Source organism: Echinicola marina (assembly GCF_020463795.1).
GTDB lineage: Bacteria > Bacteroidota > Bacteroidia > Cytophagales > Cyclobacteriaceae > Echinicola > Echinicola marina.
The window spans coordinates 4,842,752-4,869,012 of sequence record NZ_CP080025.1 but is presented as its reverse complement, the minus strand read 5'-3'; the positions used below and the strand labels follow the sequence as shown (position 1 = coordinate 4,869,012).

16 protein-coding genes are annotated in these 26,261 nt (G+C 39.2%); 10 read left to right on the top strand and 6 right to left on the bottom strand.

The annotated features are described in order from the left end of the window. Positions 1-37: 37 nt before the first annotated feature. The 3 genes from sufC to KZP23_RS19830 form a co-directional block, all read right to left on the bottom strand. Positions 38-799: a Fe-S cluster assembly ATPase SufC gene (gene sufC, locus KZP23_RS19840; protein ID WP_226333506.1), complete on the bottom strand. Its 762-nt coding sequence runs from the start codon at positions 797-799 to the stop codon at positions 38-40. Positions 800-898: 99 nt separating this feature from the next. Continuing rightward, positions 899-2,344: a Fe-S cluster assembly protein SufB gene (gene sufB / locus KZP23_RS19835; protein ID WP_226333505.1), complete on the bottom strand. Its 1,446-nt coding sequence runs from the start codon at positions 2,342-2,344 to the stop codon at positions 899-901. A gap of 258 nt (positions 2,345-2,602) precedes the next feature. Then, complete coding sequence (locus KZP23_RS19830; RefSeq protein WP_226333504.1) at positions 2,603-3,079, bottom strand: Lrp/AsnC ligand binding domain-containing protein; 477 nt, start codon at positions 3,077-3,079, stop codon at positions 2,603-2,605. Positions 3,080-4,034: 955 nt separating this feature from the next. On the opposite strand from KZP23_RS19830, the gene KZP23_RS19825 reads away from it, so the two are divergent. Further along, entirely contained in the window at positions 4,035-6,857 is a 2,823-nt protein-coding gene (locus KZP23_RS19825; protein ID WP_226333503.1) for a S9 family peptidase, read from the top strand. A 57-nt stretch (positions 6,858-6,914) separates the two neighbouring features. On the opposite strand, the gene KZP23_RS19820 is transcribed toward KZP23_RS19825, so the two are convergent. The 3 genes from KZP23_RS19820 to KZP23_RS19810 are packed head-to-tail and all read right to left on the bottom strand — an operon-like array spanning position 6,915 to position 10,870. After that, positions 6,915-8,333, bottom strand: coding sequence for a tagaturonate reductase (locus tag KZP23_RS19820; protein ID WP_226333502.1), 1,419 nt, complete (start codon positions 8,331-8,333; stop codon positions 6,915-6,917). Positions 8,334-8,348: 15 nt separating this feature from the next. Further along, a complete protein-coding gene (gene uxaC, locus KZP23_RS19815; protein ID WP_226333501.1) occupies positions 8,349-9,794 on the bottom strand; it encodes a glucuronate isomerase in 1,446 nt (481 codons plus the stop codon). 44 nt (positions 9,795-9,838) lie between these two features. After that, positions 9,839-10,870 (bottom strand): LacI family DNA-binding transcriptional regulator, encoded by a 1,032-nt coding sequence (locus tag KZP23_RS19810; protein ID WP_226333500.1) that lies wholly within the window; start codon positions 10,868-10,870, stop codon positions 9,839-9,841. A 731-nt stretch (positions 10,871-11,601) separates the two neighbouring features. Here KZP23_RS19810 and KZP23_RS19805 point away from each other — a divergent pair. The 9 genes from KZP23_RS19805 (at position 11,602) to KZP23_RS19765 (ending at position 26,256) form a co-directional block, all read left to right on the top strand. After that, positions 11,602-12,840: a glycoside hydrolase family 88/105 protein gene (locus KZP23_RS19805; protein ID WP_226333499.1), complete on the top strand. Its 1,239-nt coding sequence runs from the start codon at positions 11,602-11,604 to the stop codon at positions 12,838-12,840. Positions 12,841-12,848: 8 nt separating this feature from the next. Next, positions 12,849-13,826 carry a pectinesterase family protein gene (locus tag KZP23_RS19800; protein ID WP_226333498.1) on the top strand — a complete coding sequence of 326 codons (978 nt, stop codon included), beginning with the start codon at positions 12,849-12,851 and terminating at the stop codon, positions 13,824-13,826. 43 nt (positions 13,827-13,869) lie between these two features. Beyond that, positions 13,870-15,504, top strand: coding sequence for a glycoside hydrolase family 43 protein (locus KZP23_RS19795; RefSeq protein ID WP_226333497.1), 1,635 nt, complete (start codon positions 13,870-13,872; stop codon positions 15,502-15,504). Positions 15,505-15,512: 8 nt separating this feature from the next. Further along, the gene (locus tag KZP23_RS19790) at positions 15,513-17,207 is read left to right on the top strand and encodes a glycoside hydrolase family 28 protein (protein WP_226333496.1); all 1,695 of its coding nucleotides are present in this window, start codon (positions 15,513-15,515) and stop codon (positions 17,205-17,207) included. Between the two features lie 2 nt (positions 17,208-17,209). After that, positions 17,210-17,965 carry a rhamnogalacturonan acetylesterase gene (locus KZP23_RS19785; RefSeq protein WP_226333495.1) on the top strand — a complete coding sequence of 252 codons (756 nt, stop codon included), beginning with the start codon at positions 17,210-17,212 and terminating at the stop codon, positions 17,963-17,965. A gap of 17 nt (positions 17,966-17,982) precedes the next feature. Then, a complete protein-coding gene (locus tag KZP23_RS19780; protein WP_226333494.1) occupies positions 17,983-18,780 on the top strand; it encodes a rhamnogalacturonan acetylesterase in 798 nt (265 codons plus the stop codon). Between the two features lie 31 nt (positions 18,781-18,811). Continuing rightward, positions 18,812-20,728 carry a pectinesterase family protein gene (locus KZP23_RS19775; RefSeq protein WP_226333493.1) on the top strand — a complete coding sequence of 639 codons (1,917 nt, stop codon included), beginning with the start codon at positions 18,812-18,814 and terminating at the stop codon, positions 20,726-20,728. 418 nt (positions 20,729-21,146) lie between these two features. Beyond that, positions 21,147-24,434, top strand: a complete 3,288-nt coding sequence (locus KZP23_RS19770; RefSeq protein ID WP_226333492.1) for a SusC/RagA family TonB-linked outer membrane protein — start codon at positions 21,147-21,149, stop codon at positions 24,432-24,434. Positions 24,435-24,450: 16 nt separating this feature from the next. Next, on the top strand, positions 24,451-26,256 hold the full coding sequence (locus tag KZP23_RS19765) for a RagB/SusD family nutrient uptake outer membrane protein (RefSeq protein ID WP_226333491.1): 1,806 nt from the start codon (positions 24,451-24,453) through the stop codon (positions 26,254-26,256). Positions 26,257-26,261: the final 5 nt, after the last annotated feature.

Genomic DNA, 26,261 nt, shown 5'->3' with positions numbered 1-26,261 from the left:
ATTAAGAAATAAGAGGTTTGGCGATGGGACAATGAGATTAGACAGAAGCTCCGTCTACATCTTCTTTGATCCAGTCATATCCTTTTTCTTCTAGATCCAATGCCAATTCTTTGGAGCCGGATTTTACTATTCTTCCCTTGTACAATACGTGTACAAAATCAGGAACAATATAATCCAATAAACGCTGGTAGTGCGTCACTACGATGGTAGCATTGTCTGGTGACTTCAGTTGGTTTACACCATTAGAAACAATCCTCAATGCATCGATGTCCAAACCTGAATCCGTTTCATCTAAGATAGAAAGGGTAGGCTCAAGCATGGCCATTTGGAAAATTTCGTTTCTTTTCTTTTCACCACCAGAGAAACCTTCATTGAGCGCTCTGCTCATCAACTTTTGGTCGATCTCCACCAATTTCATTTTTTCCTTCATCAAAGAAAGAAACTTAACTGCATCGAGTTGTTCTTGGCCTCGGTATTCCCTTACTTGGTTTACAGCGGTTCTAAGGAAATTAGTTGTGCTCACACCCGGAATTTCCACTGGGTACTGGAATGCCAAGAATACACCTTCTCTGGCCCTGTCTTCTGGACTTAGATCCAACAGGTCCTTGCCATTGAAAGTAACTTCTCCTTCAGTCACCTCATATTCTTCTCTTCCCGCCAAAACAGAAGCCAAAGTAGATTTACCAGATCCGTTAGGGCCCATGATGGCATGTACCTCTCCTGGTTTGATTTCTAAATTGATTCCTTTAAGAATGGGAGTACCTTCAATTGATGCGTGTAAATTTTTTATCGATAACATGATATGAACTATTTCTTATTTCAGTATTCGGTAATAATTGGGTAGGGGAGATCGTTACAAAATCCATTACCTTAATTATTAAAGATTTATTAATGAGGATTATCCTACACTGCCTTCTAATGTAAGGGCAAGTAGTTTTTGGGCTTCTACCGCAAATTCCATCGGAAGTTGGTTCAATACTTCTTTTGCATAACCATTGACGATCAAAGCTACTGCATCTTCAGTATCTATACCCCTTTGGTTACAATAGAAGATTTGGTCTTCTCCAATCTTGGAGGTAGTTGCCTCATGTTCTACTTTGGCAGAAGGATTTTGGATATCTATATAGGGGAAAGTATGTGCACCACATCTATCGCCCATTAACAAGGAATCACACTGAGAGAAATTTCTTGCATTTTGTGCTCTTTTCATCACTTGCACCTGACCTCTGTAGGAGTTTTGTGATTTTCCTGCAGAGATTCCTTTGGATACAATTCTTGATTTGGTGTTCTTACCGATGTGGATCATCTTGGTACCTGTATCGGCTTGCTGATAGTTATTGGTTACCGCGACAGAATAGAATTCTCCTACGGAATTGTCTCCTTTTAAGATACAAGAAGGGTATTTCCATGTCACTGCAGAGCCGGTTTCTACTTGAGTCCATGATATCTTGGAATTGTCTCCGGCACATATGCCTCTTTTAGTCACGAAGTTGTAAATACCGCCCTTTCCTTCTTTATCACCTGGGAACCAGTTTTGTACAGTAGAGTACTTCACTTCGGCATCTTTGGCAGCATAGATTTCTACTACTGCAGCGTGAAGCTGGTTTTCATCCCTTTGAGGAGCCGTACATCCTTCCAAATAAGAGACGTATGATTCGTCTTCAGCGACGATTAGTGTTCTTTCAAACTGCCCAGTGTTCGCTGCATTGATACGGAAATAGGTACTTAATTCCATTGGACATCTTACTCCTTTGGGGATATAACAGAAAGAGCCATCCGAGAATACTGCGGAGTTCAGTGCCGCATAATAATTATCAGTCATTGGGACTACAGATCCCAAATATTTTTTAACCAATTCAGGGTGTTCTTTAACGGCTTCACTGAATGAACAGAAAATAATGCCCAATTTACTTAAGGTATCTTTAAAAGTTGTTCCCACAGAAACAGAGTCCAATACTGCGTCTACTGCAATGCCTTGTAGTTTCTTTTGCTCATTTAAGCTGATACCTAATCTTTCATAAATCTGAAGTAATTCAGGGTCTACCTCATCAAGACTTTTAGGTTTGGATTTTTGCTTAGGAGCAGAGTAGTATATCAAAGATTGAAAATCAACCTTTGGGTAATGTACATTGGCCCACTCTGGTTCTACCATAGACTGCCATGTCCTGAAAGCTTTAAGCCTCCATTCCAACAGCCATTTAGGTTCTTCCTTTTTAGCGGAAATCCAATGGATAATTTCTTCATTTAAACCTGCTGGTGCTTCATCAGCTTCAAAATCAACCGACCAGCCATGTTCATATTCTTTTGAGGTGAATTCCTCTAAAATTTGATTGTCTTTGCTCATAAATCGAGTTATTTAGACTAATTACATTTTGTAGCGCAAAGATATAACATTAATCTAAATTTTTATGTTCAGACTGGAGTAAAATTCTAGAAATTATATAAAAAAATGCCTTTTAAAATATTGTTTTACAGTTGTTTAATGAACCAAAAGTGCTTTGGTGACACTTTTGGTTTTGTTGGTATAGTAATAATTATTTTTGGAATATTAATATTAGTTATTTATTTGGATTTAATCCAAATAACTAGTGTTCCGATGAGATTATTTGACATCCTGCTCAAATAATTGGATTGGCCTGTTAATGCTTTCTTCCAGTACGATGAGGGTTTCGGTTCTGTCTATGCCGTCCACTTTTTGAATTTTGTTCAGTACGTCTCTTAGGTGGTTGGTGTCTTTACAGATGATTTTTGCAAAAATGCTATAATTCCCTGTGGTATAATAAGCATTGATAACCTCCGAAATTTCCTTGAGCTTTTCGATTACATTGTCGTATAAAGAGCTCTTTTCCAAATAAATCCCCAAATAAGCAGAGATATCATAACCCAATTTCGAAAAATCAATGTTGAGGGTAGCGCTTTTGACGATGCCCATGTCTTCCAGCTTCCGCATTCTCACATGGACAGTGCCTGAAGATACATATACCTTCTTTGCGATCTCAGTATATGGAGTTTTAGCATCTTCATTGAGTAATGAGATGATCTTCAAATCAACATTGTCAATATCTAAATTTTTATCCATTATTTATTTATTTGGTTATTGTTATTTAAATAAAGATGCATTTTAATTGTTGAATTGTCAAAATTTCAGCTAACATTTTTTTTGATTTGCAAAATAATGAAAAATGTATTTACTTTGGGATTACATTGTGAATGGAAAGGAAAATTTGGTGTTTAATCCTTTGATTTAAAATAATTTTTGGTTTAAAACAGAATTTTATTCTTTTGCAATGGTTTTGAAATTGAAACTTTTAATCTCTAAAGTTATATTTGGGTTTATATTCTGAAAAGGGTCTTGCCATTGGCAGGGCTTTTTTGTTTTATTTCCTTTCGAATCTTAAGTTATTATTGAATAGGGATCAGTCCTAAAAGTTGGGTGCAAGCAATAATTCTGGGGGTGAATAATTTCAAACTTATTTTTGTCTACCCTTGCCAGATTAAGTGTAGTTTAAGTCACAGACCTGCCTAAACGGTCAATTTCGTAAAAGGAACCACAGTATTATAAATAAATATCCGCGTTCATCTTTATCCATCTATGCTTAATAAATAGCGCATATCAAAGCTAAAATAGACTGTTTTCTCCAGCTTTTCGGCTTGGTCCAACCTTGCCCCAAACTAATACCAAAGTAATACCAAAGCTGGGGCAAAGCTATATCAAAGCTGGGGTAAAGCTGGGTTTAGCCCTCTTTTTTGTTCATAAACTTGCTTTCTGGCCCAGCTTTGCAAGCTGGATCCATAAATAAACGGCATTTAATAAATAGCACATATCAAAACTAAAATAGACTGTTTTTCTCCGGATTTTCGGCTTGGTCCTTGAATAGCCCATACTGAGGTTTAAATTTTTTTAAAAAATTATTTTTAGACTGTTTATAATTTAATCTAACCACTTGACCAGGTTTTTTTGTTGAAAATGGGAGGATATTTATAATTTGACAGCTAGCATTTAATTTATAATGAATATTAACCCATCCAGCCATATGACGAAAAGGATTACAATTGTTTTTTTATTATTTGTTCTGGCTATTTCGGCCCTTGCGCAACAAAAAAGACCGCTTACCCATGATGATTATGATCAATGGGAGGCAATATCTTCAACCAAAATCACCACCAATGGCCTTTGGGTTGGATATGAAGTCAATCCCCAAGAAGGGGATGGTAGGATTGAAGTTGTATCCCATGATGATCCCAGCCTGGTAATAAAGGTGCCAAGGGGGACAGACTTTAATTTTTCAAATGATGGTAATTGGGCAATAGGGAAGATTAAGGCTGAAAGTGATACTGTCAGGTTTTTAAAATTAAGGGGAAAGGGTTCCAAGGAGTTTCCCAAAGACAGCCTTTTTATATTGCATCTAGAGACATCAGCTTTGGAAAAATTTCCTGAAATAAAGTCTTATCAGCTTCCAAGAAAGAAAGCAGGCTGGATGGCCATACATTTTTATCCAGAGAAGGATATAAAGGATAGTATAGCAAGTGATTCAACTGAGCAGGTTAAAAAACAAAAAAAGCTCAAAACGGATGGAACCAAGTTAGTGGTGAGGAATTTTGATGGGAGTATTGTGTATGAATTTGACCGGGTGGACAGATATGGTTTTTCTGAAGAAGGAAATTTGCTGTATATGGTAAATGCAAAGCAGGACACACTTAATAATGCAGGAATTTCCCTTCTTAATCTAGAAAGTGGAAGAGAAATAGTGGTCGACTCTGGTAAAACAAAATATGCAAATGTGGCCTTTTCCAAAGATTTGAAAAAATTTGCTTTTATAGCCTCAAGTGATTCAGCCAAGGCTGAGAAACCTTATTTTCAGCTATTCCTTTTTGATATAAAAAAAGGAACTAAACAAGAGATTGTAAATAAGGATACGAAGGGGATATTGTCCGAGAGTAGGATTGCGGAAAACGGTCGGCTTCAATTTTCGGATAATAGCGAAAGACTTTTTTTCAGCTTAAGAGAGGATTACAAAGCGTATGCCTATGAGGAAGATACCACCATCTTGGATGAAGAAAGGGTTGCTTTGGATATTTGGTCTTGGGGGGATAAAGATATTCAACCAATGCAGTTAAAAAATAAGTCAAAGGAGGAGAGTAAGGCCTACTTAGCAGTTTATGAACTGAAATCTGCCAAAATGCTACAGTTGGCGGATAGAAGGTTGGATAACATTAATTTAGATAGTAAAGCAAAACAGGACAAGGCTATTATAACTGATGACCATCCATATCGAATCAATTACAGTTGGGATATACAGATAGGGAGGGATATTTATCTTGTGGATATTAAAACGGGCACAAGAAAATTAATTGTTGAAAATGCTAGTGGCTATCCTTCTTTGTCACCAGAGGGTAAATATGTTAACTGGTATAGTTACAGGGATAGCGCTTGGTTGGCTTATGATATTGCCGAAAACAAACTGATTAACCTTACAGATGGGGTTCAAGGAGAATTTTATGATCAATTACACGATAGTCCAAGTATGCCCGGCAGTTATGGTACTGCAGGATGGTTGGAGAATGATGAAGCGGTAATTGTTTATGATCAGTATGATATTTGGAAAATAGATCCAAAATCAAAGCAATCTCCAGTATGTTTGACAAAGGGACTGGGGAAAAGAAACAATATTGTTTTCAGAAGAGAAGCATTGGATCATGAAAAGGAATACATTGATCCTAAAGCTCCATTTGTGTTATCTGCCTTTAATGATATCAACAAAAGAAGTGGCTACTTTTTGGGAGACATTAAGGGAAATGAAGAGCCTGAGGAGTTGATTTATTCCGATCACAGTTATTTTGGTCTGGACAAAGCAAAAAATACTGATGATATAATTCTGAGAAGGTCTACATTTCAGGAATATCCAGATGTCTATGCCAGCAATTTGGACAGGTTTGATTTAGTGCAACTTTCAGATGCCAATCCCCAGCAGGAAAATATCAAATGGGGTACAGTTGAATTGACGGAGTATATGACCTTAAAAGGAGATTCTTTGCAAGGCTTGATTTATAAACCGGAAAATTTTGATACTAATAAGCAGTACCCGATGATGGTTTATTTCTATGAAAGGAGGTCAAATAGCTTACACAATTATATTGCGCCTGCTCCAAGTGCCTCGATTATCAATATATCCTATTTTGTTAGTAATGGATATGTGGTTTTTGTTCCAGATATTAAATACGAAATTGGTTTGCCTGGTCCAAGCGCTTATGATTGTGTGGTGCCAGGGGTGCAGTCGGTCATCGCCAAGGGGTACGTGGATCCAGAAAATATAGCCATTCAAGGCCAAAGTTGGGGCGGATATCAAGTAGCTTATTTGATTACACAAACAGATATGTTTAAGGCGGCCGGGGCTGGAGCACCGGTAGCCAATATGACTTCTGCCTATGGTGGGATTCGCTGGGGATCAGGAATGAGCCGGATGTTCCAGTATGAGCAGACCCAGTCCAGGATAGGAGGGACCCTTTGGGAAAAGCCCATGCATTATGTAGAGAATTCCCCATTATTCTACGCAGATAGGGTTAAAACTCCTGTGTTGATCATGCACAATGATGCAGATGGTGCGGTTCCCTGGTACCAGGGGATTGAGTTTTTTATGTCTTTAAAGCGAAATAGAACTCCTGCTTGGCTATTGGTATATAATGGTGAGGACCATAATCTCAGGAAGAGGAAAAATAGAAAGGACCTATCTATAAGGCTGTCTCAATTTTTTGATCATTATCTAAAAGGCGCTCCAGCTCCGCTATGGATGACGGAAGGAATTCCAGCGGTAGAAAAGGGGAAAACTTTAAAATATGAACTGTCAGAATCAGAATAACAAAAGGGAGGTTCAAACCTCCCTTTTGTTATTAGTAAGTATTGTCTTATGAAAGGATTACTTTACTTTTTCCAAGTCGCTTAATACATTCATTTGATTGATCACAGCAGCTTCAAGACCATCAATTGTACTTAAGTCTCTATCCCAAAGGTCAATATTGCTAAGGGCTTGGTGAGCAACATGCTCGGTGTCATCAGATTGCCAGATCTGCTCAAAGAAACTTATTATTTCTTCATTGTCATTTACTGGGGTGCTTTCTGCATTAAATGTCCCCTTATAAAATAAGAGCAAGGCGGAAAGAGAATGTATCAAGTTTTGGGGAAGCTCCCCTTTACGATGGATATATTCCAAAAGGGAAGGGAGGACCCTAACCTTAAATTTAGAAATAGAATTTAATGCAATTGAACTTAGTAGGTGTTTTACATATGGATTTTTGAAACGATCCATTACATCTTGTGCAAACTGTTTGAGTTCTGCTTCCGGAAGGTCTAAGGTAGGAATGATCTCATTCTGGATGGTGTCAATAAGGAATTTCCCAACTTTAGGGTCTTCCACGGATTCTCTCACCGTTCTAAGGCCGTGTAAATAAGCCACAGGAACTAAAGAGGTATGGGCACCATTTAGTATTCGCACTTTTCTGGTTCTGTAGGGGCTTTGGTCTTTTACAAAAAGTACCTCTAAACCTGCCTGGTCTGCGGGGAAATCTCTTTTTACGGCATCAGGACCTTGTATGACCCATAGATGGAAAGGTTCTGTTTTTACGACCAAGTTGTCTTCAAATCCGATAGCATTTTGAATGTCTTTAATGGTTTCTTTTGGGAATCCAGGGACAATTCTATCCACTAAGGTATTGGAGAAAGTATTGCTTTCATTTAGCCAATCAATAAAGCCATTGGGAAGTTGCCAAAGTGAAGCATATTGGAGTATGATTTCCTTAAGTTTTTCCCCGTTTTTATCAATCAATTCACATGGAATAATATGCAGTCCCCTTTCTTTGTTCCCATGAAATACTTCAAATCTATGATATAATAGCGCTGTCAATTTTCCTGGAAAGGAATCTGAAATTTGATCTTTTTGATCATCATTCGGATTGAATGAAATTCCTGCCTCGGTGGTATTGGAGATGATGAATTTCAGGTCGGGATTTTCCGCCAATTTCAAATAGCTTTGGTAATCTTCATATGGATTCAATACTCCCCTTACGCAATCGATCAGACGAGTCACTTCTTGGGCAGTTCCGTTTTGGATACCACTTAATTGCACATGATAAAGGCCATCCTGTTTGTTGATCAGCTCACCCATACCATTTGGGATTGGCTGGATAATTTGAACATCTCCATTGAAATCGGTTTTTTCATTCATGATGTCTATTATCCAGTCCACAAAGCCTCTTAAAAAGTTACCTTCACCAAATTGTAGGACTTTAATGGGCCTTTCGGAAATATTAGGGGAATTTTGTCTATTGAGTGTTTTCATGGTTGATGAGCGTTTCTATTGTTCGAATTGAAAGTAATTTTTGGCATTGTAGTAACAGATATCGCTTACTATCTTACCTAGCCATTTTTCGTCTGCTGGAAGTTCTCCATTAGCTACATCATTTCCTATAAGGTTACACAATGTACGTCGGAAATACTCATGACGTGGGAAGGATAGAAAACTTCTGGAATCGGTTAGCATTCCTACAAAACAACTTAAGAGCCCCATATTGGATAAAGCATTCATTTGTTTTTCCATGCCATCTTTCTGATCCAAGAACCACCATCCGGATCCAAATTGGACTTTTCCTTTGACAGAGCCATCATTGAAATTGCCAATCATGGTAGCCATGACTTCATTGTCAGCAGGGTTAAGGTTATAGAGTATGGTCTTGGCCAATTGGTCGGTGCTGTCCAAAAGGTTTAAGAAACTGGCAATGGCTTCAGCTTGGGAGAAATCCCCAATGGAGTCAAACCCGGTATCTGGACCAAGTATGCTCATCATTCTATCATTTGTATTCCTTAACGCCCCTAAATGAAATTGCTGGGTCCATCCTTTAGCATGATACATTTTGCTCAGGTGCAGTAGGGTTTCAAATTTGAAGTAATTGACTTCTTCTTGAGTTAATGATTGTCCAGATTGAAGCTTTTTAAATAGTTTACCCGTATCATGTTGTCCTAATTTGAAGAAATATAATTGTTCCAATCCATGATCTGAAAGACGGCCTCCATGCTGATGGAAATAGGCAATTCTGTTTTCCAAAGCATCTAGTAGGTCGCTGTAATTTATTATTTCAATATTACTTGCATCGGCTAATTTTTGGATGTAGGCTAAATATTCGTTATGATTTTCAACAGCATAGGCTTTATCTGGCCTAAATGCAGGGAAAAGTTGGGGTTTTACACCTTCTTTTTTGGCTTTAACGTGAAATTCAAGACTGTCAATAGGGTCATCTGTAGAGCAGACTGTTTCTACATTCATTTTTTCTAGAAGCCCCTGAACTTTGTAAGAAGGACTCTGAAGTAGGGCAGAGGCCTTGTCATAGATGCTGTTAGCAGAGTCTAAAGTCAATAGCGTGTCGATATCAAAGTACCTTTTGAGTTCAAGGTGTGTCCAATGATAAAGCGGGTTTCTAAGTGTATATGGGACAGTTTCTGCCCATTTCTGGAATTTTTCCCGGTCAGTGGTTGCTTTCCCCGTAATAAAATTCTCATTTACCCCTAAAGTTCTCATAGCTCTCCATTTATAATGGTCTCCAGCCAGCCAGATTTCTGTTAAATTTTTGAACTGTCTATTTTCAGCAATGTCTTTAGGGGAAAGATGACAATGGTAATCGATGATAGGTAAACCCTTTGCGTGATCATGGTAAAGAATTCGTGCAAAGTCACTTTGCAGCAAAAAATCCTCATCAAGGAATTTCTTATTGCTATCGCGCAATCGATTGCTCACTTCGTCCAACATTTTTTATTCGTTTATTTAACTATAATGATTTTACTTATAATGGCTTATTTTATTTTCCTGGTGGAGGAACCTCGTACGATCAGCTCTGGTTTGAGTACCGTTTTTTGGGGGACAAATTTTTTGGGGTCAGCTTTAAGTAGCTCAAAGAATAACTCTGCAGCTACATTTCCCATCGGAATACTCACTTGATCGACTGTAGTCAATGAAGGGGTGGTAAATGATGTAAACGGTTCATTACCAAAACCAGCAATGCCCACTTCTTCTGGCACACTTATGCCCTTGTCTTTGAGGATTTGTAAAGCGCCCATGGCGGCATAGTCACTGGAGGAAAAAATGGCATCAAATTCTATTCCCTCATCCAACATCTTTAATGTGCTTTGTTGCCCATCTTCAAGCTGCATATTACTTTCAATGATCAAGTTTTGATCAAAGGGGAGTCCATTGTCTTTAAGGGCATCTGTATATCCCCTGAGCCTTTCACTATAAATGTTTATTTTCCTGGGATTGGTGAAGTGGGCAATTTTTGTATAACCGTTATCAATCAAATGCTCGACAGATTTATAAGCGCCTATATAGTCATCAATTACTACTTGGTTTACCTCTACCTCTTCGGTTATCCTGTCAAACAAAACAAGGGGAATGCCTTTTTCTACCACCCTTTCCAAGTGCTCAAAATTATCTGTGTTTTTTCCTATTGACATGATGATGCCATCTACGCGTGCACTTAGCAATGCATCTACCGTTTGTGTTTCCTTTTCGAAATTTTCGTAGGATTGGCTAATGATTACTTTATAATTGAGCTGGTTGGCTATTTCTTCTATCCCTCTGACCACGGATGAAAAGAAATTTCTATTGGCCGTAGGGACTATGATTCCAATTAATTTGCTTTTACCGTTTCTTAAGGCAGCTGCTATATTATTGGGCTGGTAATTTACTTCCCTGGCGGCTTTTTGAACAAGCTTTTTGGTGGAATCGCTGATTCTAGGGTGATTGTTTAAAGCCCTAGAGACTGTGCTTGCAGTTATCCCCAATTTTGAAGCTATATCATGGATGGTCGCTTTTTTTCTTTTGTTCATCGCTTTAGTCAGGTTGCCAAAAACTCAAATGTACTACTTAACTTTAACTTAAGTCATATAAATTTTATTGACTGTCCACTCAAAGCTTTTTGGCATTATATAATAATGGGTAATGGTATTATCTTACATCAATACCAATTTATAGATGTAATCGTTTGCGCAATATAGTTTATTTATTTCTCCTAAGTCAAGAAAAATAAATAATATTTTTTTATTGTTATTGGATAGATTTTAAGTATAAAGGCTTTGTATTAGTCCTTAAATCGACTTATTTATGATTATTTTATCGATTTTTTAGGATAAAATTTTAAAGTGTCATAAAAAATAATTAACTATGCAATCGATTGCTCATTGTAATGTACAAATGGAGTAATCATCCTTTTGATAGGTGAGTGTTTTCACTTTCAGAGGGATAATTAAGAATATTATATAATTAGTTTAGGGTTAATGATACGAAATGTCTCCTTCGCTTGAAGGAGATATTTCTGTTTGATTTGAAACCTGGGCTTCTTATAAATAGTCAATTAAAATCCCAAATAACATGAATACATCCAATGATATTAAAAAGGTTCTTGCAGCATTTTTTGGACAAATTCATTTGAATTTCATTTTTTCAGAGGTCGTTTTGTTTCCCATAACAATTAGAAACGACTAAGGTGTTGGATTTAAGTAATTTTCGTATAAGACCTTGTAGTTAATAATTTTAGAAAAATAACCTTTGCGCTATGTGTATGACCCAAAAACCAGTTGTTACGAAAAAAATATTTCTTGCACTATCGCTTATAGTGGGATTATTTTCTTGTCAATCAAAAACCGTAGAAGAAAATAGTGGTGAGGCCAAGAGTACAGGAAATGAAGAGAATACACAAGTGTATTCTACTTGGATGGCTGATTCAGAAATTAAAAGAAACCCCAAGGGGTGGACATTGGACTTCAACGAAAAACCAAAGTGGGAATACACTCATGGTCTTATCATGACAGCTATGGAGCAGGTTTATGAAAAGACTGGTGAGGAAAGATTTTTGGATTATATCATGAACTTTGCAGATTTCATGATCAATGATCAAGGTGAAATCAAAACCTATAAAAAGTCAGATTTTAATATTGACAGGGTAAACGGAGGGAAATTTTTGATTGGACTCTACGAAGAAACAGGTAAAGAGAAGTATCAACTAGCAGTAGAGGAATTAAGGGATCAGATGAGAAATCACCCTAGAAATTCTGAGGGAGGTTTTTGGCACAAAAAAGTATACCCCCATCAAATGTGGTTGGATGGGTTATATATGGGATCTCCATTTTTGGCAAGATATGCTGCGGAATTTGATGAACCTGAGCTTTTTGATGATGTCGCCAATCAAATTTACGTTATGGATAAATATGGTTACAGTGAAGAAACTGGCCTTTACCATCATGCATGGGATGAGAGCAAGCAGCAGAAGTGGGCTGATCCAGAAACAGGCCTTTCCAAAAACTATTGGGGTAGAAGTATTGGTTGGTTTAGCATGGCCGTGGTGGATGTTTTGGACTATTTGCCTGAAAATCATCCTAAGCGAAATATGATTATTGATGTAGCTAAGAAAATAGCTGCAGGAATTGTGAAATACCAAGATGAAACGGGTGTTTGGTACCAAGTTGTGGACCAAGGTGGTCGTGAAGGAAACTATTTGGAATCTTCATGTTCAAGTATGTTTGCTTATTTCCTACTTAAGGGATCTTCCAAGGGGTATTTGGATAAAAAATATAAAGATGCTGGAATAAATGCCTATAATGGTTTGATAAAAGAATTTATTCGCGAAGATGAGGATGGAGGGATAAGCATCACCAATGTTTGCGGTGTTGCCGGATTGGGGGGGAACCCTTATAGAGATGGTTCTTATGAATATTATATTAATGAACCGATAAGGATTAATGACCCCAAGGGAGTAGGCCCATTCATCCTTGCTTCTTTGCAGTATGAACTGATCAAATAACCCGACTTATGAAGATTTTATTTAATGTATGTTTCCTGATTTCCATGATATTCAGTCATAGGGTAAGTGCTCAGGATTTTGACATTGTGGTAGCCAAAGATGGTTCTGGTGATTTTAAAACCATTCAAGAAGCATTTAACAGTATTCCGGATTTTAGAAAAAATATTACAAGGATTCATTTAAAACCAGGCGTTTATAAGGAGAAGTTGACATTGGCAGCAACTAAAACCAATGTACATCTTATAGGGGATAATGTTGAAGAAACAGTGGTTACCTATGATGATTTTGCCTCAAAGAAAAACAGTTTCGGAGAAGAATTGGGGACTACAGGTTCATCCAGTTTTTTTGTTTTTGGAGATAATTTTTATGCCAAGAACATCACTTTTGAAAATTCTTCAGGTCCTGTAGGGCAGGCTGTGGCAGTAAGGGTGGATGGTGATAAAGTTTTTTTTGAAAATTGCAGGTTTCTAGGTTTTCAGGACACCTTGTACGCTCATGGAGAAGATAGCCGCCAATACTATAAGAATTGTTATATAGAAGGTACGACGGATTTCATTTTTGGATGGTCCACAGCGGTGTTTGAAGACTGCGAAATATATTCCAAAGAGGGAGGGCACTATATAACAGCAGCATCAACAGATAAAAAGAGCTTACATGGTTTTGTGTTTATTAACTGCAAACTTACAGGTGATGCTCCAGCGCAAAGTGTTTACCTAGGCAGGCCTTGGCGAGAGTATGCCCAAACTGTATTTATCAACTGCGAACTAGGAGCTCATATCAAAGCAGAAGGTTGGCATAATTGGGACAAACCAGCGGCGGAAGAAAACTGCTTCTATGCTGAATACAAGTCGGTCGGGCCAGGAGCGGCACCTGATGAAAGGGTGTTATGGTCATGGCAGCTCACGCCTGATATAGGAGAGGCTTACACTGTGCTTAATATTCTCAGTGGAGACGATAAATGGAATCCTTTGGATGTCATTGAGTAAAACCAAGAATATATCATCCAATAATAACCTTAACCCCAAAATAATGAACTTCAGTAAATTCTTCTTAAACATTCTATTGTTGACTTTTTGGTTTTCTTTTTCGGCTAAATCCCAAGATGTTAAAATATCAGATGTTTGGGTAGCCGATCAAGGTGATGGTACTTTTATTAATCCAGTTTTACATGCTGACTATTCCGATCCAGACCTTTGTAAGGTAGGAGATGATTTTTATATGACAGCTTCCAGCTTTAATGCAAGTCCTGGCTTGCCAATATTACACTCAAAGGATTTGGTAAACTGGAATTTAGTAGGCTATGCTTTGGATAGATTGCCACCATTTGATCACTTCAGTATGCCGCAGCATGGTAATGGCGTTTGGGCGCCTGCCATAAGGTTTCATGATGGCGAGTATTATATCTATTGGGGAGATCCGGATTTTGGGATTTATATGGTGAAAACCAAAGACCCAGCAGGAGATTGGGAAGAACCAGTTTTGGTAGAAGCAGGAAAAGGATTGATAGACCCTTGTCCTTTATGGGATGAAGATGGGAAAGCTTATTTGTCCCATGCTTTTGCTGGAAGTAGAGCAGGTATAAAAAGTGTGCTTGTCGTAAAACCACTTAGTCCAGATGGGACCAAAACAATAGGACCAGGGAAATTGGTTTTTGATGGTCATGAAAACCATCCAACCGTGGAAGGGACAAAATTCTATAAGCGAAACGGATACTATTATATTTTTGCCCCTGCCGGTGGTGTTTCTACGGGTTGGCAATTGATCCTACGCTCCAAAAATCCTTATGGCCCCTATGAGGAGCATATTGCCTTGGCCCAGGGAAATACGGAAATCAATGGGCCTCATCAAGGAGGTTGGGTTGAATTGGAGAATGGGGAAAATTGGTTCTTGCATTTCCAAGATAAAGAGGCTTATGGTCGAATCGTACATATGCAACCTATGTTTTGGGAAAATGATTGGCCTACAATGGGTGAAGACCTTGATGGAGATGGTACTGGCCAACCCGTAATGCAATATAAAAAACCAGATATAGGGAGGTCATATCCATTGGCGACACCAGCAGATACTGATGAATTTGATGGCAATGATTTAGGATTGCAATGGCAATGGCATGCTAATCCCAAAGCTACTTGGGCATATGTCAATCCTTCAAAAGGATATTTAAGATTGTACACAGATCAGGTTCCAGAAGACGCCAAGAACCTATGGGATGTGCCCAATCTTTTGCTTCAGAAATTCCCGGCAGAAAGTTTTACGACTACAACAAAATTGACTTTTTACCCTAACGAAAAGCTGATAAATGAAAAAACCGGATTACTGGTGATGGGGATGAGTTATGCTTATCTCGCATTGGAAAGTCAAGAAGATGGTCTTTACCTAAAGTATGTGGAATGTGAAGACGCCGAACATGGTAAACCAGAAAAGGAAACAGTGATTAAGAAGCTTTCAGGCAAGTCCATTCAACTTAGAGTTGAAGTAAAGGAAGGGGCCATTTGCCAATTCAGCTATAGTGAAAACGGAAAGAGGTTTGTTGAAATCAATGAGGAGTTTACAGCAGTTCCCGGCAAATGGATTGGGGCCAAAGTAGGCTTGTTTGCAGTGAGAGATACCAAAATCAATGATTCAGGTTATGCCGATGTTGACTGGTTTAGATTTACAAAATAATATACCCAATGAAAAACACCTATTATATAGCCTTAATGGTAATTACCTGTTTAGTTAGCACTTTACAGGTTAAAGCACAAAAAATCGCAGGTATCGACCCGAGTATATATGAGGGAGTTGAGTTTGATATGCCAAAAGTCAAATTGCCTTCTTTTCCAGACAAGACAGTGAATATAGTAGACTTTGGGGCAAAAGGTGATGGCATGTTTAAAAACACAGCAGCTTTTAGGCAAGCCATTCAAGCGCTTAGTCAAGAAGGCGGTGGGAAATTGCTTGTACCCAGAGGAATTTGGTTAACTGGTCCGATCACCTTAAAAAGCCATATTAACCTTCACTTGGAAGAAGGGGCTTTGCTTTTGTTTAGCAGTGATTTTGATGATTATGACTTGATCGAAACAAGTTTTGAGGGCTTAAATACAGTGAGGTGTGAGTCCCCAATTAATGCCTTAGGAGCCGAAAATATAGCGATTACCGGTGCTGGAGTAATTGATGGAAACGGAGATGCTTGGCGTCCAGTCAAGAAAGGAAAAATGACGGATAGACAATGGAAAGCCCTGAACAAATCTGGTGGGGTGCTATCGGAAGATGGTAAAATCTGGTTTCCAAGTGAATCTTCCAAAAAGGGGTATATGAGCAGCACCAACTTCAATGTCCCAGATTTAATATCACAGGATGAATTGAAATCGGTAAAAGATTTCCTTAGACCAGTAATGGTGAGTTTGGTCAAGTGTAAGCAGGTGCTGTTGGATGGTCCTACCTTCCAGAATTCGCCTGCTTGGAATATACATCCTTTAATGTGTGAAGATTTGGTGATAAGAAACCTCAGCGTTAGGAATCCTTGGTATAGTCAAAACGGTGATGGGCTTGATTTGGAGAGTTGTAAAAACACCTTGATCTATAATAATACTTTTGATGTAGGTGATGATGCCATTTGTTTCAAATCTGGGAAAGACAAAGATGGTAGGGATAGAGGTATCCCAACCGAGAATGCTATTGTAAAAAACAATACAGTTTATCATGCGCATGGCGGTTTTGTGGTAGGAAGTGAGATGTCAGGTGGGGTCAGAAATGTTCATGTTTCCAAATGTACTTTTATCGGTACAGATGTGGGGTTGAGGTTTAAAAGCACCCGAGGTAGGGGCGGAGTAGTTGAAAATATTTTTATATCAGACATTGATATGATCAATATTCCTACAGAAGCCATAAGGTTTAATATGTTTTATGGTGGGAATTCTCCGATTCTGGAAGAAGATCAAGATGCCTCAGACGAAGCTCGGGACGAGACTTTGGTGTCCGTGACAGAAGAGACGCCTGCTTTCAGAAATATATTTATGAAGAATATCACGGCAACTGGTACAGGTAAGGCGGGCTTTTTTATGGGGCTGCCAGAAAAAAGTTTAGAGAATGTCCATCTAGCGCATGCTTTGCTAGAAGCTAAGCAGGGGATCACAGTGATCGATACGAATGGTTTGACATTGACTGATGTCAAAGTAATCGCTGAAAAAACCGCCGCCCTGACAATCTATAACAGCCAAAATGTGAAGGTAAAAGGTTTTGCTTTTAATGAAAATGGTAAAAAGCCTGTTCGGGTTTTGGGCGTGCTGAGCCGTGATATTCATTTTGACCTTACTGATTTTAAATCTTACCAGGATCAATTGACACTAGGAAAGGAGTTGCCAAAAGATGCCGTAAAAGTCCAATGATTATGAAGAGAATATTATTTGTAATTGGTTTATTGTTAGTAGTCGCCGGTATAAGTTCCTATAAGGAGACAGACAAAGAGATTACTATTTTTTTGATTGGCGATTCCACATTGGCCAATAAGCCTTATTCCGGAAGCAATCCTGAAAAGGGCTGGGGGCAGGTATTTGGTCTTTATTTTAAGGATGGTGTAATAGTAGAAAATCATGCATTGAATGGACGTAGCACTAAGAGTTTCAGGGATGAAGGACACTGGGAAAAGGTGTATCAAAGTATTCGGCCTGGGGACTACGTTTTGATAGAGTTTGGCCATAATGATCAAAAAGAGAAATCTCCTGATCGGTATGCTGCTCCCGATACAGATTATAGAAATAATTTGATCAGGTATATCAAAGAGACCTATGAAAAAGGAGGAAAACCAATCTTGGCCACTCCCATTTCCAGAAGGAGTTTTGATGAAAATGGGGTGCTCCTGGATACCCATGGACGGTATTCGGAGGTAGTGAGAGAGGTTGCAGAGGAATTTAGCCTTCCTCTTTTCGATATGCACAAAAAGACCATTGAAGTATTGGAGCAATTTGGTGTAGAGAAATCCAAGGAGTTGTTTTTGCACTATAGGCCGGGGGATTATGCTCAATTTCCAAATGGAAGATCAGATAATACCCACCTTTCTCCTACAGGTGCATTTAAATTTTGTGACCTTGCTGTGGAAGAGCTCAGACGGGAAATACCAGAGCTGGTGATTTTCTTGAAAGATTAGGATTGAAATGTAGAACTATGAAATACATTAGCTTTTTGCTCATTATTGTGTTTTCGGCCGTTTTAGGGTTTCGACCAAAGGAAAAGGTTGTCAAGGTTTATCTGATTGGAGATTCAACCGTAGCAGATTATAGTGGTGATTATGATCCAGGAAGGGATTATATGAAAACCAGGTATCCGGTAATGGGTTGGGGGCAGACTTTTCAAGCATATATGAGCAAGAGAAACCTGACTAATTTGAATAATCTGATTCAAGGAGACTCGGTGCTGGTGGATGATCGAGCAAGAGGAGGAAGAAGTACAAGGACTTTTTTTGAAGAGGGACGTTGGCGAAAAGTTTATGAAGAACTTGAAGCGGGAGATTTGGTCCTTATGCAATTTGGGCATAATGATGCTGCAGAAAATAAACCAGAGCGGTATGTGAATATTGAAGGATATAAGGAGTACATCAGACTTTATGTGAGTCAAACCAGACAAAAGAATGCAATTCCGATTGTTTTGACCCCTGTAAATAGAAATTATCCTTGGAAAGAAGGAAGGCTTCAAAATGTACATGGTCCTTATTATGAAGCCGCAATAGAAGTAGCAGCAGAACTGGATGCGTTATTGATTGACCTTACACAATTGTCCATGGATCATTTTACCCAGAAAGGCAAGGCGTATGTCACTGAGCATTATTTTATGAATTTTGGTCCGGGTATTTATGAGGCTTATCCTGAGGGGAGTAATGATAATACTCATTTTCAACCTGAAGGAGCCAAAGCAGTGGCAGGACTTGTCTACCAGGCGATGACTCAATTGGAAAGAGACTATTAAAGCAATCACCACATATTTAAAGTAAAATAAGATGAGGTTAAAACTTGTGAATAGTATCAGGCTGAATTTTTTGATTTTACTTATCGGAGGCCTTGCCCAAGTTGGTTTTTCCCAACATGTCAATTCTTATCCTAAAGATGGCAAAATCAAAGATCTAAAAGGAAAAGTACAGGAAGATATCGTAGTAGCTAAAGATGGTTCTGGGGATTTTTTGTACATAGCGGATGCCTTGGAGGCCATCAGGGTTTATCTGCCAAAACCTATAACGGTTTATATCAAAGAAGGAGTTTATAAAGAGAAATTAGAGATACCGGGTACCATAACCAATGTTACTTTTAAAGGGGATGGTCCAGATAAGACGATCATCACATACGATGATCATACCGGAAAAAATTATATGGATACTTTTGACTCCTATACACTTTTGGTGTGGGGCAATAGTTTGATTTTTAAAGACCTGACTATACAAAATACCGCTGGTAGCGTGGGGCAAGCAGTGGCTTTGCATGCTGAGGGAGATCGATTGGTGTTCGAGAATTGTCATTTTAAGGGAAACCAGGATACCATGTTTGCTTCTGGAGAAAATAGCAGACAATATTACAAGAACTGCTATATAGAAGGTACTACCGATTTTATTTTCGGGTCTGCTACGGCTTTGTTTGAGGATTGTGAAATACATTCCAAGGCCAATTCTTATATCACTGCAGCATCAACACCAGATTGGGTGGATTATGGTTATGTATTTAAAAACTGTAAGCTCACGGCCGCAGACGGAGTAGACAAGGTTTATTTGGGTCGGCCATGGAGGGATTATGCCCAAACTGTTTTTATTTCTTGTGAAATGGGTAAACACATCGTTCCAGAAGGTTGGCATAATTGGGGCAGTCCAGAAAAGGAAAAGACTACTTTTTATGCAGAATATAATTCTACTGGTGAAGGAGCCAATATGCAGGCAAGGGTGGATTGGGCCCATATACTCACTGAAGAAGGGCTGGAGGATTTTACCAAAGAAAAAATTTTTAGTGGGAAGGGTAAATCTGTGAATGCGTATGGTTTTTCATGGTATGGTTATGAAAAAGACACCTCTTATACATTATATAGTTCTTATAAGAAGTATCTAAAGGACCTACCTCATATTGTACCGGTCCATGCTGAAAATATAGGTGGAGTAGAAGAAACAATGAGTATTCCATATAAAAGTCTGGGCTATCGGGAACTTCTAATGGATGTTTTTCAACCTAAAAAGCAAGGGGATCAAGCTCTTCCTGGTATTTTGTTTGTACATGGCGGGGGCTGGAGATCAGGAGATCGTTCATTGCAGATTCCACTAGCCAAGGCGCTGGCGGCAAAGGGCTATATCACGGCTGTGATGGATTATAGATTGTCCTTGGAAGCCCCTTATCCTGCAGGAGTATATGATGTAAAGGATGCCATAAAATGGATTAAGGATCATGCCAATCAATTTAATTTAGACACATCAAAAATAGCTATATCCGGAGGTTCTGCGGGTGGACAGTTGGCAGCTTTGGTGGGGACGACCAATGGTGTCGAGAAATATGAATCGGATCTAAGCGTGTATCAATCAAGTTCGGATGTACAAGCGATCATAGATATGGATGGTGTATTGGCTTTCCATCACCCGGAATCTGAAGAGGGAACTGTCGCTTCGGAATGGCTGGGAGGGACTTATGATGAGGTGCCAGAAACCTGGGATGAAGCATCAGCCTTATATCAGGTAGGCACTAGGGCTGTCCCAGTATTATATCTCAATAGCCAATATCCAAGGTTCCATGCTGGCCAGGATGATATGATCAATAAGCTAACAGAATTAGGGTTGTATACTGAAGTGCAAGGTTTTCCTAATTCACCACATCCGTTTTGGCTTTTTGAGCCTTGGTTCACGCCAACAGTTAATTTTGTCGATCAATTTCTAAGAAAAGTTTGGTAAGAAAAAGGCTTTGTTTGGGCTGATTTACGGAATCGTTTCCGTAAAAGGTAATCGATTGCACATAATTTAATCGATTTAGTGTATTTCTTCTTATTATATTAATTGTAATTGATTCTTTATTCGGCAATTAATCATTCTATTAATTTTATATATTGAAATTATCAATAAGTGTAGAATTTACTTGTATTTAAGGTTTTAATTAATTAATATGCAATCGATTGCGCAATATTAAACGGTTTGCACAAAATAGAAAGTTACTTAATAAATAAACCCTTAATAAATTAATATGGAATCCCACCGCATTACACCCCCTCCCTAGGTATAGATGATTCTTGTTTTACTATGGTTTATGTAAAAGAAGATCTATCGAACCCAATGATTACAAATATTTAATTAACAAAACCCAATTAATATCGAAATGAAGCTTACCAAAAACTTATGGGGATTTTCCCGATACCTCTCGCTGTTTTTGCTGCTCATGATATTCTCTTTGGCTGAGCTACATGCACAGTCGTTGACGATAACAGGAGTGGTGAAGAGCTCAGATGGTGAAACTATTCCAGGAGTCACCGTTTTGTTAAAAGGAACAGGCACAGGTACAAGCACTGATATGGATGGTGCGTATACGCTTGCTGTAGACGATCCTAATGGAACTTTAATTTTTTCTTCCATCGGGATGATAAAACAAGAAATTTCAATTGAAGGACGGAGTAGCATTGATGTGGCCATGGAAATGGATGTGGCGCAATTGGATATGGTAGAAGTTGTAGATTTTGGTTATGGAACCGTGAAACGTACAGATATGACGGGTTCTGTTGCTTCAATGTCCGGAAAAGAATTGGCTAAAATACCTGTTGCCAGTGCAGCACAAGCCATTACTGGGCGTCTTCCAGGTGTCAATGTTTTGACCACTGATGGATCGCCGGATGCAGAGGTTGTCATCAGGGTTCGTGGAGGTGGATCCGTGACACAGGATAACTCGCCTTTATATGTAGTGGATGGTTTTATTGTAGGTAGTATCCGAGATATTCCTCCTACTGATATTGAGACCATTACGGTGTTGAAAGATGCTGCTGCTACTGCCATATATGGAGCCCAAGCAGCCAACGGGGTGATTGTGATTACCACCAAGACACCTAAAGCAGGAAAAACAACAATTTCTTATAATAATTTCTTCCAATGGAAAAGCCTTCCTAAAGACAGGAAATATGAGGTGCTGGATCCTTATGAATATGTTTTGGCTAATTATGAATATGCCAAACTCCAATCTGATGCTGCCGTGAGGAATTTTGAGAAGTTCTATGGTGTATATGATGATTTGGAGCTTTATCAGCAAAAGCCAGGAACGGATTGGCAAGAAGAGCTTTTTGGAGATCCAAAACTCAGCCAATACCATAACTTGACCTTAACTGGAGGTACAGAAAAAACCAAGCTGATGCTGAGTTTGAGCAATAATACAGACGAGGGCTTGATGCTTAACTCCGGATACCAAAGGAATGTGATCAACTTTAAATTGAACCAGGCCATTTCTGATAGGCTTCAGTTTGATGCGGGAGCTAGGATTACCCATACTGTAGTGGATGGAGCAGGAACTTCCGGTAATGCCCAAATCAATATCAAAGAGGCTGTTCAGACTAGACCTGTAAATGGTATAGCAGATGAATTGGATATTGATTTGACACAGGTTAATTCTGAAGATGACTTCCAATCGTTCTTGTTGAGTTTAGTAAGTCCTGTGGAATTGGCCAAGCAGGACTGGAGAAAAAGAACTGATTTTAATTATATCTTCAATGCAGGGCTGACTTGGGAGATAATTGATAACCTTGAGTTCAAATCCACATTTAATGGATCCAGGGCCTTTAGAGAAAACCTAAGATTTTATGGCCCCTTGACAGGAGAGTCATTTAATAATGGTGGAAGTCTTCCCCTTGGTGTAAAAGAGGAGAATACTACCCATTCTTATCGATGGTTAAATAGTGTTTCCTATAAATTTGATAACCTTGGTGATCATGATCTTGACTTTTTGGTAGGACAAGAGATTTATTCTACCGGCGGAAAGAGTGATATGGTCAGGGTAGAGGATTTTCGCCTGTCCATCACGCCTGAGGAATTATTTGCCAATATGACTTTTGGACGTGTGGATCGTCACGAAACCAGTGAGTCAATCGCTGCTAATAGGTTCTCCTTATTTGGAAGAGCTAATTACCAATACTTGAAGAAGTACCTGTTTACTGCCACCGTCCGTTCTGACGCATCCAGTAAGTTTGCCAAAGAAAATAGGGTGGGAATATTCCCAGCTGTGGCTGTGGGATGGAAAATTTCAGAGGAAGACTTTTTGAAAGCCTCTTCTTGGGTGGATGAGTTGAAGTTGAGATTAAGTATCGGTGAAACAGGTAATGACCGAATCAGGACCGATGCTACCAAGTTTCTGTTTGAGGGATCTACCAACAGAGGTCCTGGTTTTGGCAATGTGGACAATGTGTACTATACCCCAAGCAGTAACACACTTTATAACCCAAACTTGGTCTGGGAAACAACTGTGACCAAAAACGCCGGTTTGGACTTTAGCCTGTTTAGAGCAAAAGTAGAAGGTAGTTTGGACTTTTATGAGAACACCACCAGGGACTTGCTGTTGACTTCTGATATCCCTTCAAATACTGGTTTTGACACCCAATGGAACAATGTGGGCAGCACCTCCAATAAAGGAGTGGAATTGGGCATCAATGCATTTGTCATAGACAAACCAGACTTTTCATTATCGATAAACTTTAATACGGGTATCAATAGGGCAAAAGTGGTAGAGTTGGATGGTACAGATGAACGGTTTTTCAGGTCCAACTGGGCAAGTACTGATCTTAACAATATCAATGATTTCTACTTGAGAGTAGGAGGACGAGTGGGAGATATGTATGGTTACGTTACAGATGGTTATTATACTACTGATGACTTTGAAGGATATGATGCGGCAGCAGATGAGTATATCCTGAAGGAAGGTGTTCCTAATTCTACTTCAGTGGTGGGTAATACCAATATTAGACCGGGGTTCTTAAAACTAAAAGACCTTAATGGTGATGGGGAAATCAACGCTGATGACCGCCAGGTAATAGGCAATGCACTTCCAAAAAACCAAGGAGGTTTAGGCATAAACGCAAGATGGAAGGGGTTTGATGCTGCTATTTTCTTTAATTATCAATATGGAAATGATGTCTATAATACCGGCAAAATTCAATACAATCAGTTCAGAAGGGTGAGCTATGGTAATATGCTGACCACGATGTCATCAGCAAATCGCTTTACTTATTTGGATGTAGATGGTAGTTATACAGGTACTCCTGGTGAGATCGTCACGGATCTGGCACAACTGGAAGAAATGAATGCCAACAAGAATATTTGGTCTCATAACAGTTATGGCATAGCGGGGGCGGTGATCCACTCTTGGGCTGTTGAAGATGGATCATTTATACGATTGAATAACCTTACAGTGGGATATTCCTTACCAAGTGAATTGATTTCAAGAATAGGTATATCTCAATTCCGTGTGTATGCAACAGGAAATAATTTGAAACTATGGTCAAATTATTCAGGATATGATCCGGAGGTAAGTACTTCCAGAAGTAGTAGTTACACAGCACTGACACCTGGAGTGGATTACTCTTCATTCCCCCGAAGTAGGTCTTATACAGTAGGTATCAATGTGACATTCTAAAAGAGCTTATAGAATCATGAAATTAAAATATATAATAATAGCAGCAGCGGTTTCCTTTATGACTTCATGTGATAACTTCTTGGAGCCGGAATCGCTTTCGACCTTCGATACCAATTATGTGTTTTCGAATGTTGATGATGCAAGAAAAGGGGTAAATGCGGTTTATTCGCATTTTGGTCAGGATGCTTTTAGGTCCAGACTCTCTAATAATATGACCGGCAATACAGATATAGAGCGTCAAAGTGGCTGGAACAGCAATGGAGATCGCTACCAGATTTGGAATTTGGATGCTTTGGAAAGTAACCGTGATCTGGAAATCGTGTGGACTTATGCATATCGGGCGATCAGGGATGCGAATATTGCCATAGAAGGCTTATTGGCCAGCGGAAAACTGGAATCATCCGATGTGACCGAAGCCAATACCATGAATCAATTGTTGGGAGAGGCCTATACTTTGAGAGCATATTGGTACAGCATGTTGATCTATTATTTTGGGGATGTTCCTTACATCGTAGAGGCTCCTAAGGCCGGTAATGAGTTTAACCAACCGAAGGAAGACCGAAATGTGATATTGTCCGCTGAAATTCAGCATTTGATAGACGTGGAGGCGAAGATGCTTTGGGCGGATCAAGTGCCTTTTGGGATAGAGCAGGTCAACAGAGAGTATACTTTGGGTATGATCGCCAGATTATCCCTGCAAAGGGGAGGATATTATCTACAGCCAGACCTGAACATGGCCAGGGAGTCTGATTATTTGGATTACTATCAGATTGCCAAGGATTATGCAGCCAAGTTAATTTCTCTCAAGGACCGTGAATTGCCAGAAGACTTTAGACAAATCTTCATGAACCAGTGTACTTTCCAGGCTCCTGTAAATCAGGACGTCTTATTTGAGGTGCCGTTTGCGGTAGGCAACGGTGATGTGGCATGGAATATTGGTGTAAGAGTGGAAGGTGGACCTACTGCAGCACACAGTTTTGGATCTGGAAATAATTATATGTCCATGCCGCCAACCTACTATTTGTCATTTGATACCTTGGATGTAAGAAGGGATGTAACTTGTTCTTTGTATAAAATAAATACCAGTTTCGAATATGAATTTGTAAACGGAGGCTTGGATATCGGCCAGGGAAAATGGAGCCGTCATTTCTTGCCTAACCCTCCCGGGCCATCATCTGCCAAAGGGACGGGGATCAACTGGCCAATGATGAGGTACTCTGATGTATTATTAATGTATGCTGAGGCTGAAAATGAATTGAACGGCCCAACTGCTGAAGCCCAGGAAGCATTGAAGAGGGTGAGAAGAAGGGCATTTGATCCGCAATATTGGTCTAGTAGGGTGGACACTTACGTTGCTCAGGTATCTGCGGGTAAGGACAGCTTCTTTGAAGCCATTGTAGATGAGCGTGCTTGGGAGTTTGGAGGAGAAATGATCAGAAAATATGAATTGATCCGCTGGGGAATTTATTCTGAAAAGATGGCTGAAACAGTCGAAGGACTTAAGGAACTGGCCGATGCAGCATTTAATGGCACTACTCAATACCCTGATTATATGTATTGGAAAGTAGATGAATCTGGAAACTTTACCATTCTCAATCCTAATCGACGTGTAGTGGCTCCACCGGATGATACTTGGACGCAACAGTCATTCTTACTTGCGCTACATAGTGACCAGTATACTTATCAGGAATGGATTACTAAGGATTGGGAAAACCACATTAATGGTCCGAAGCCAGGTGTTGCTAGATATATCTTCCCCATTCCTGCGTCTGCTATAGCGAGTAGTCAAGGTACTTTGACAAATGATGGGTATGGATTTTAAGAATT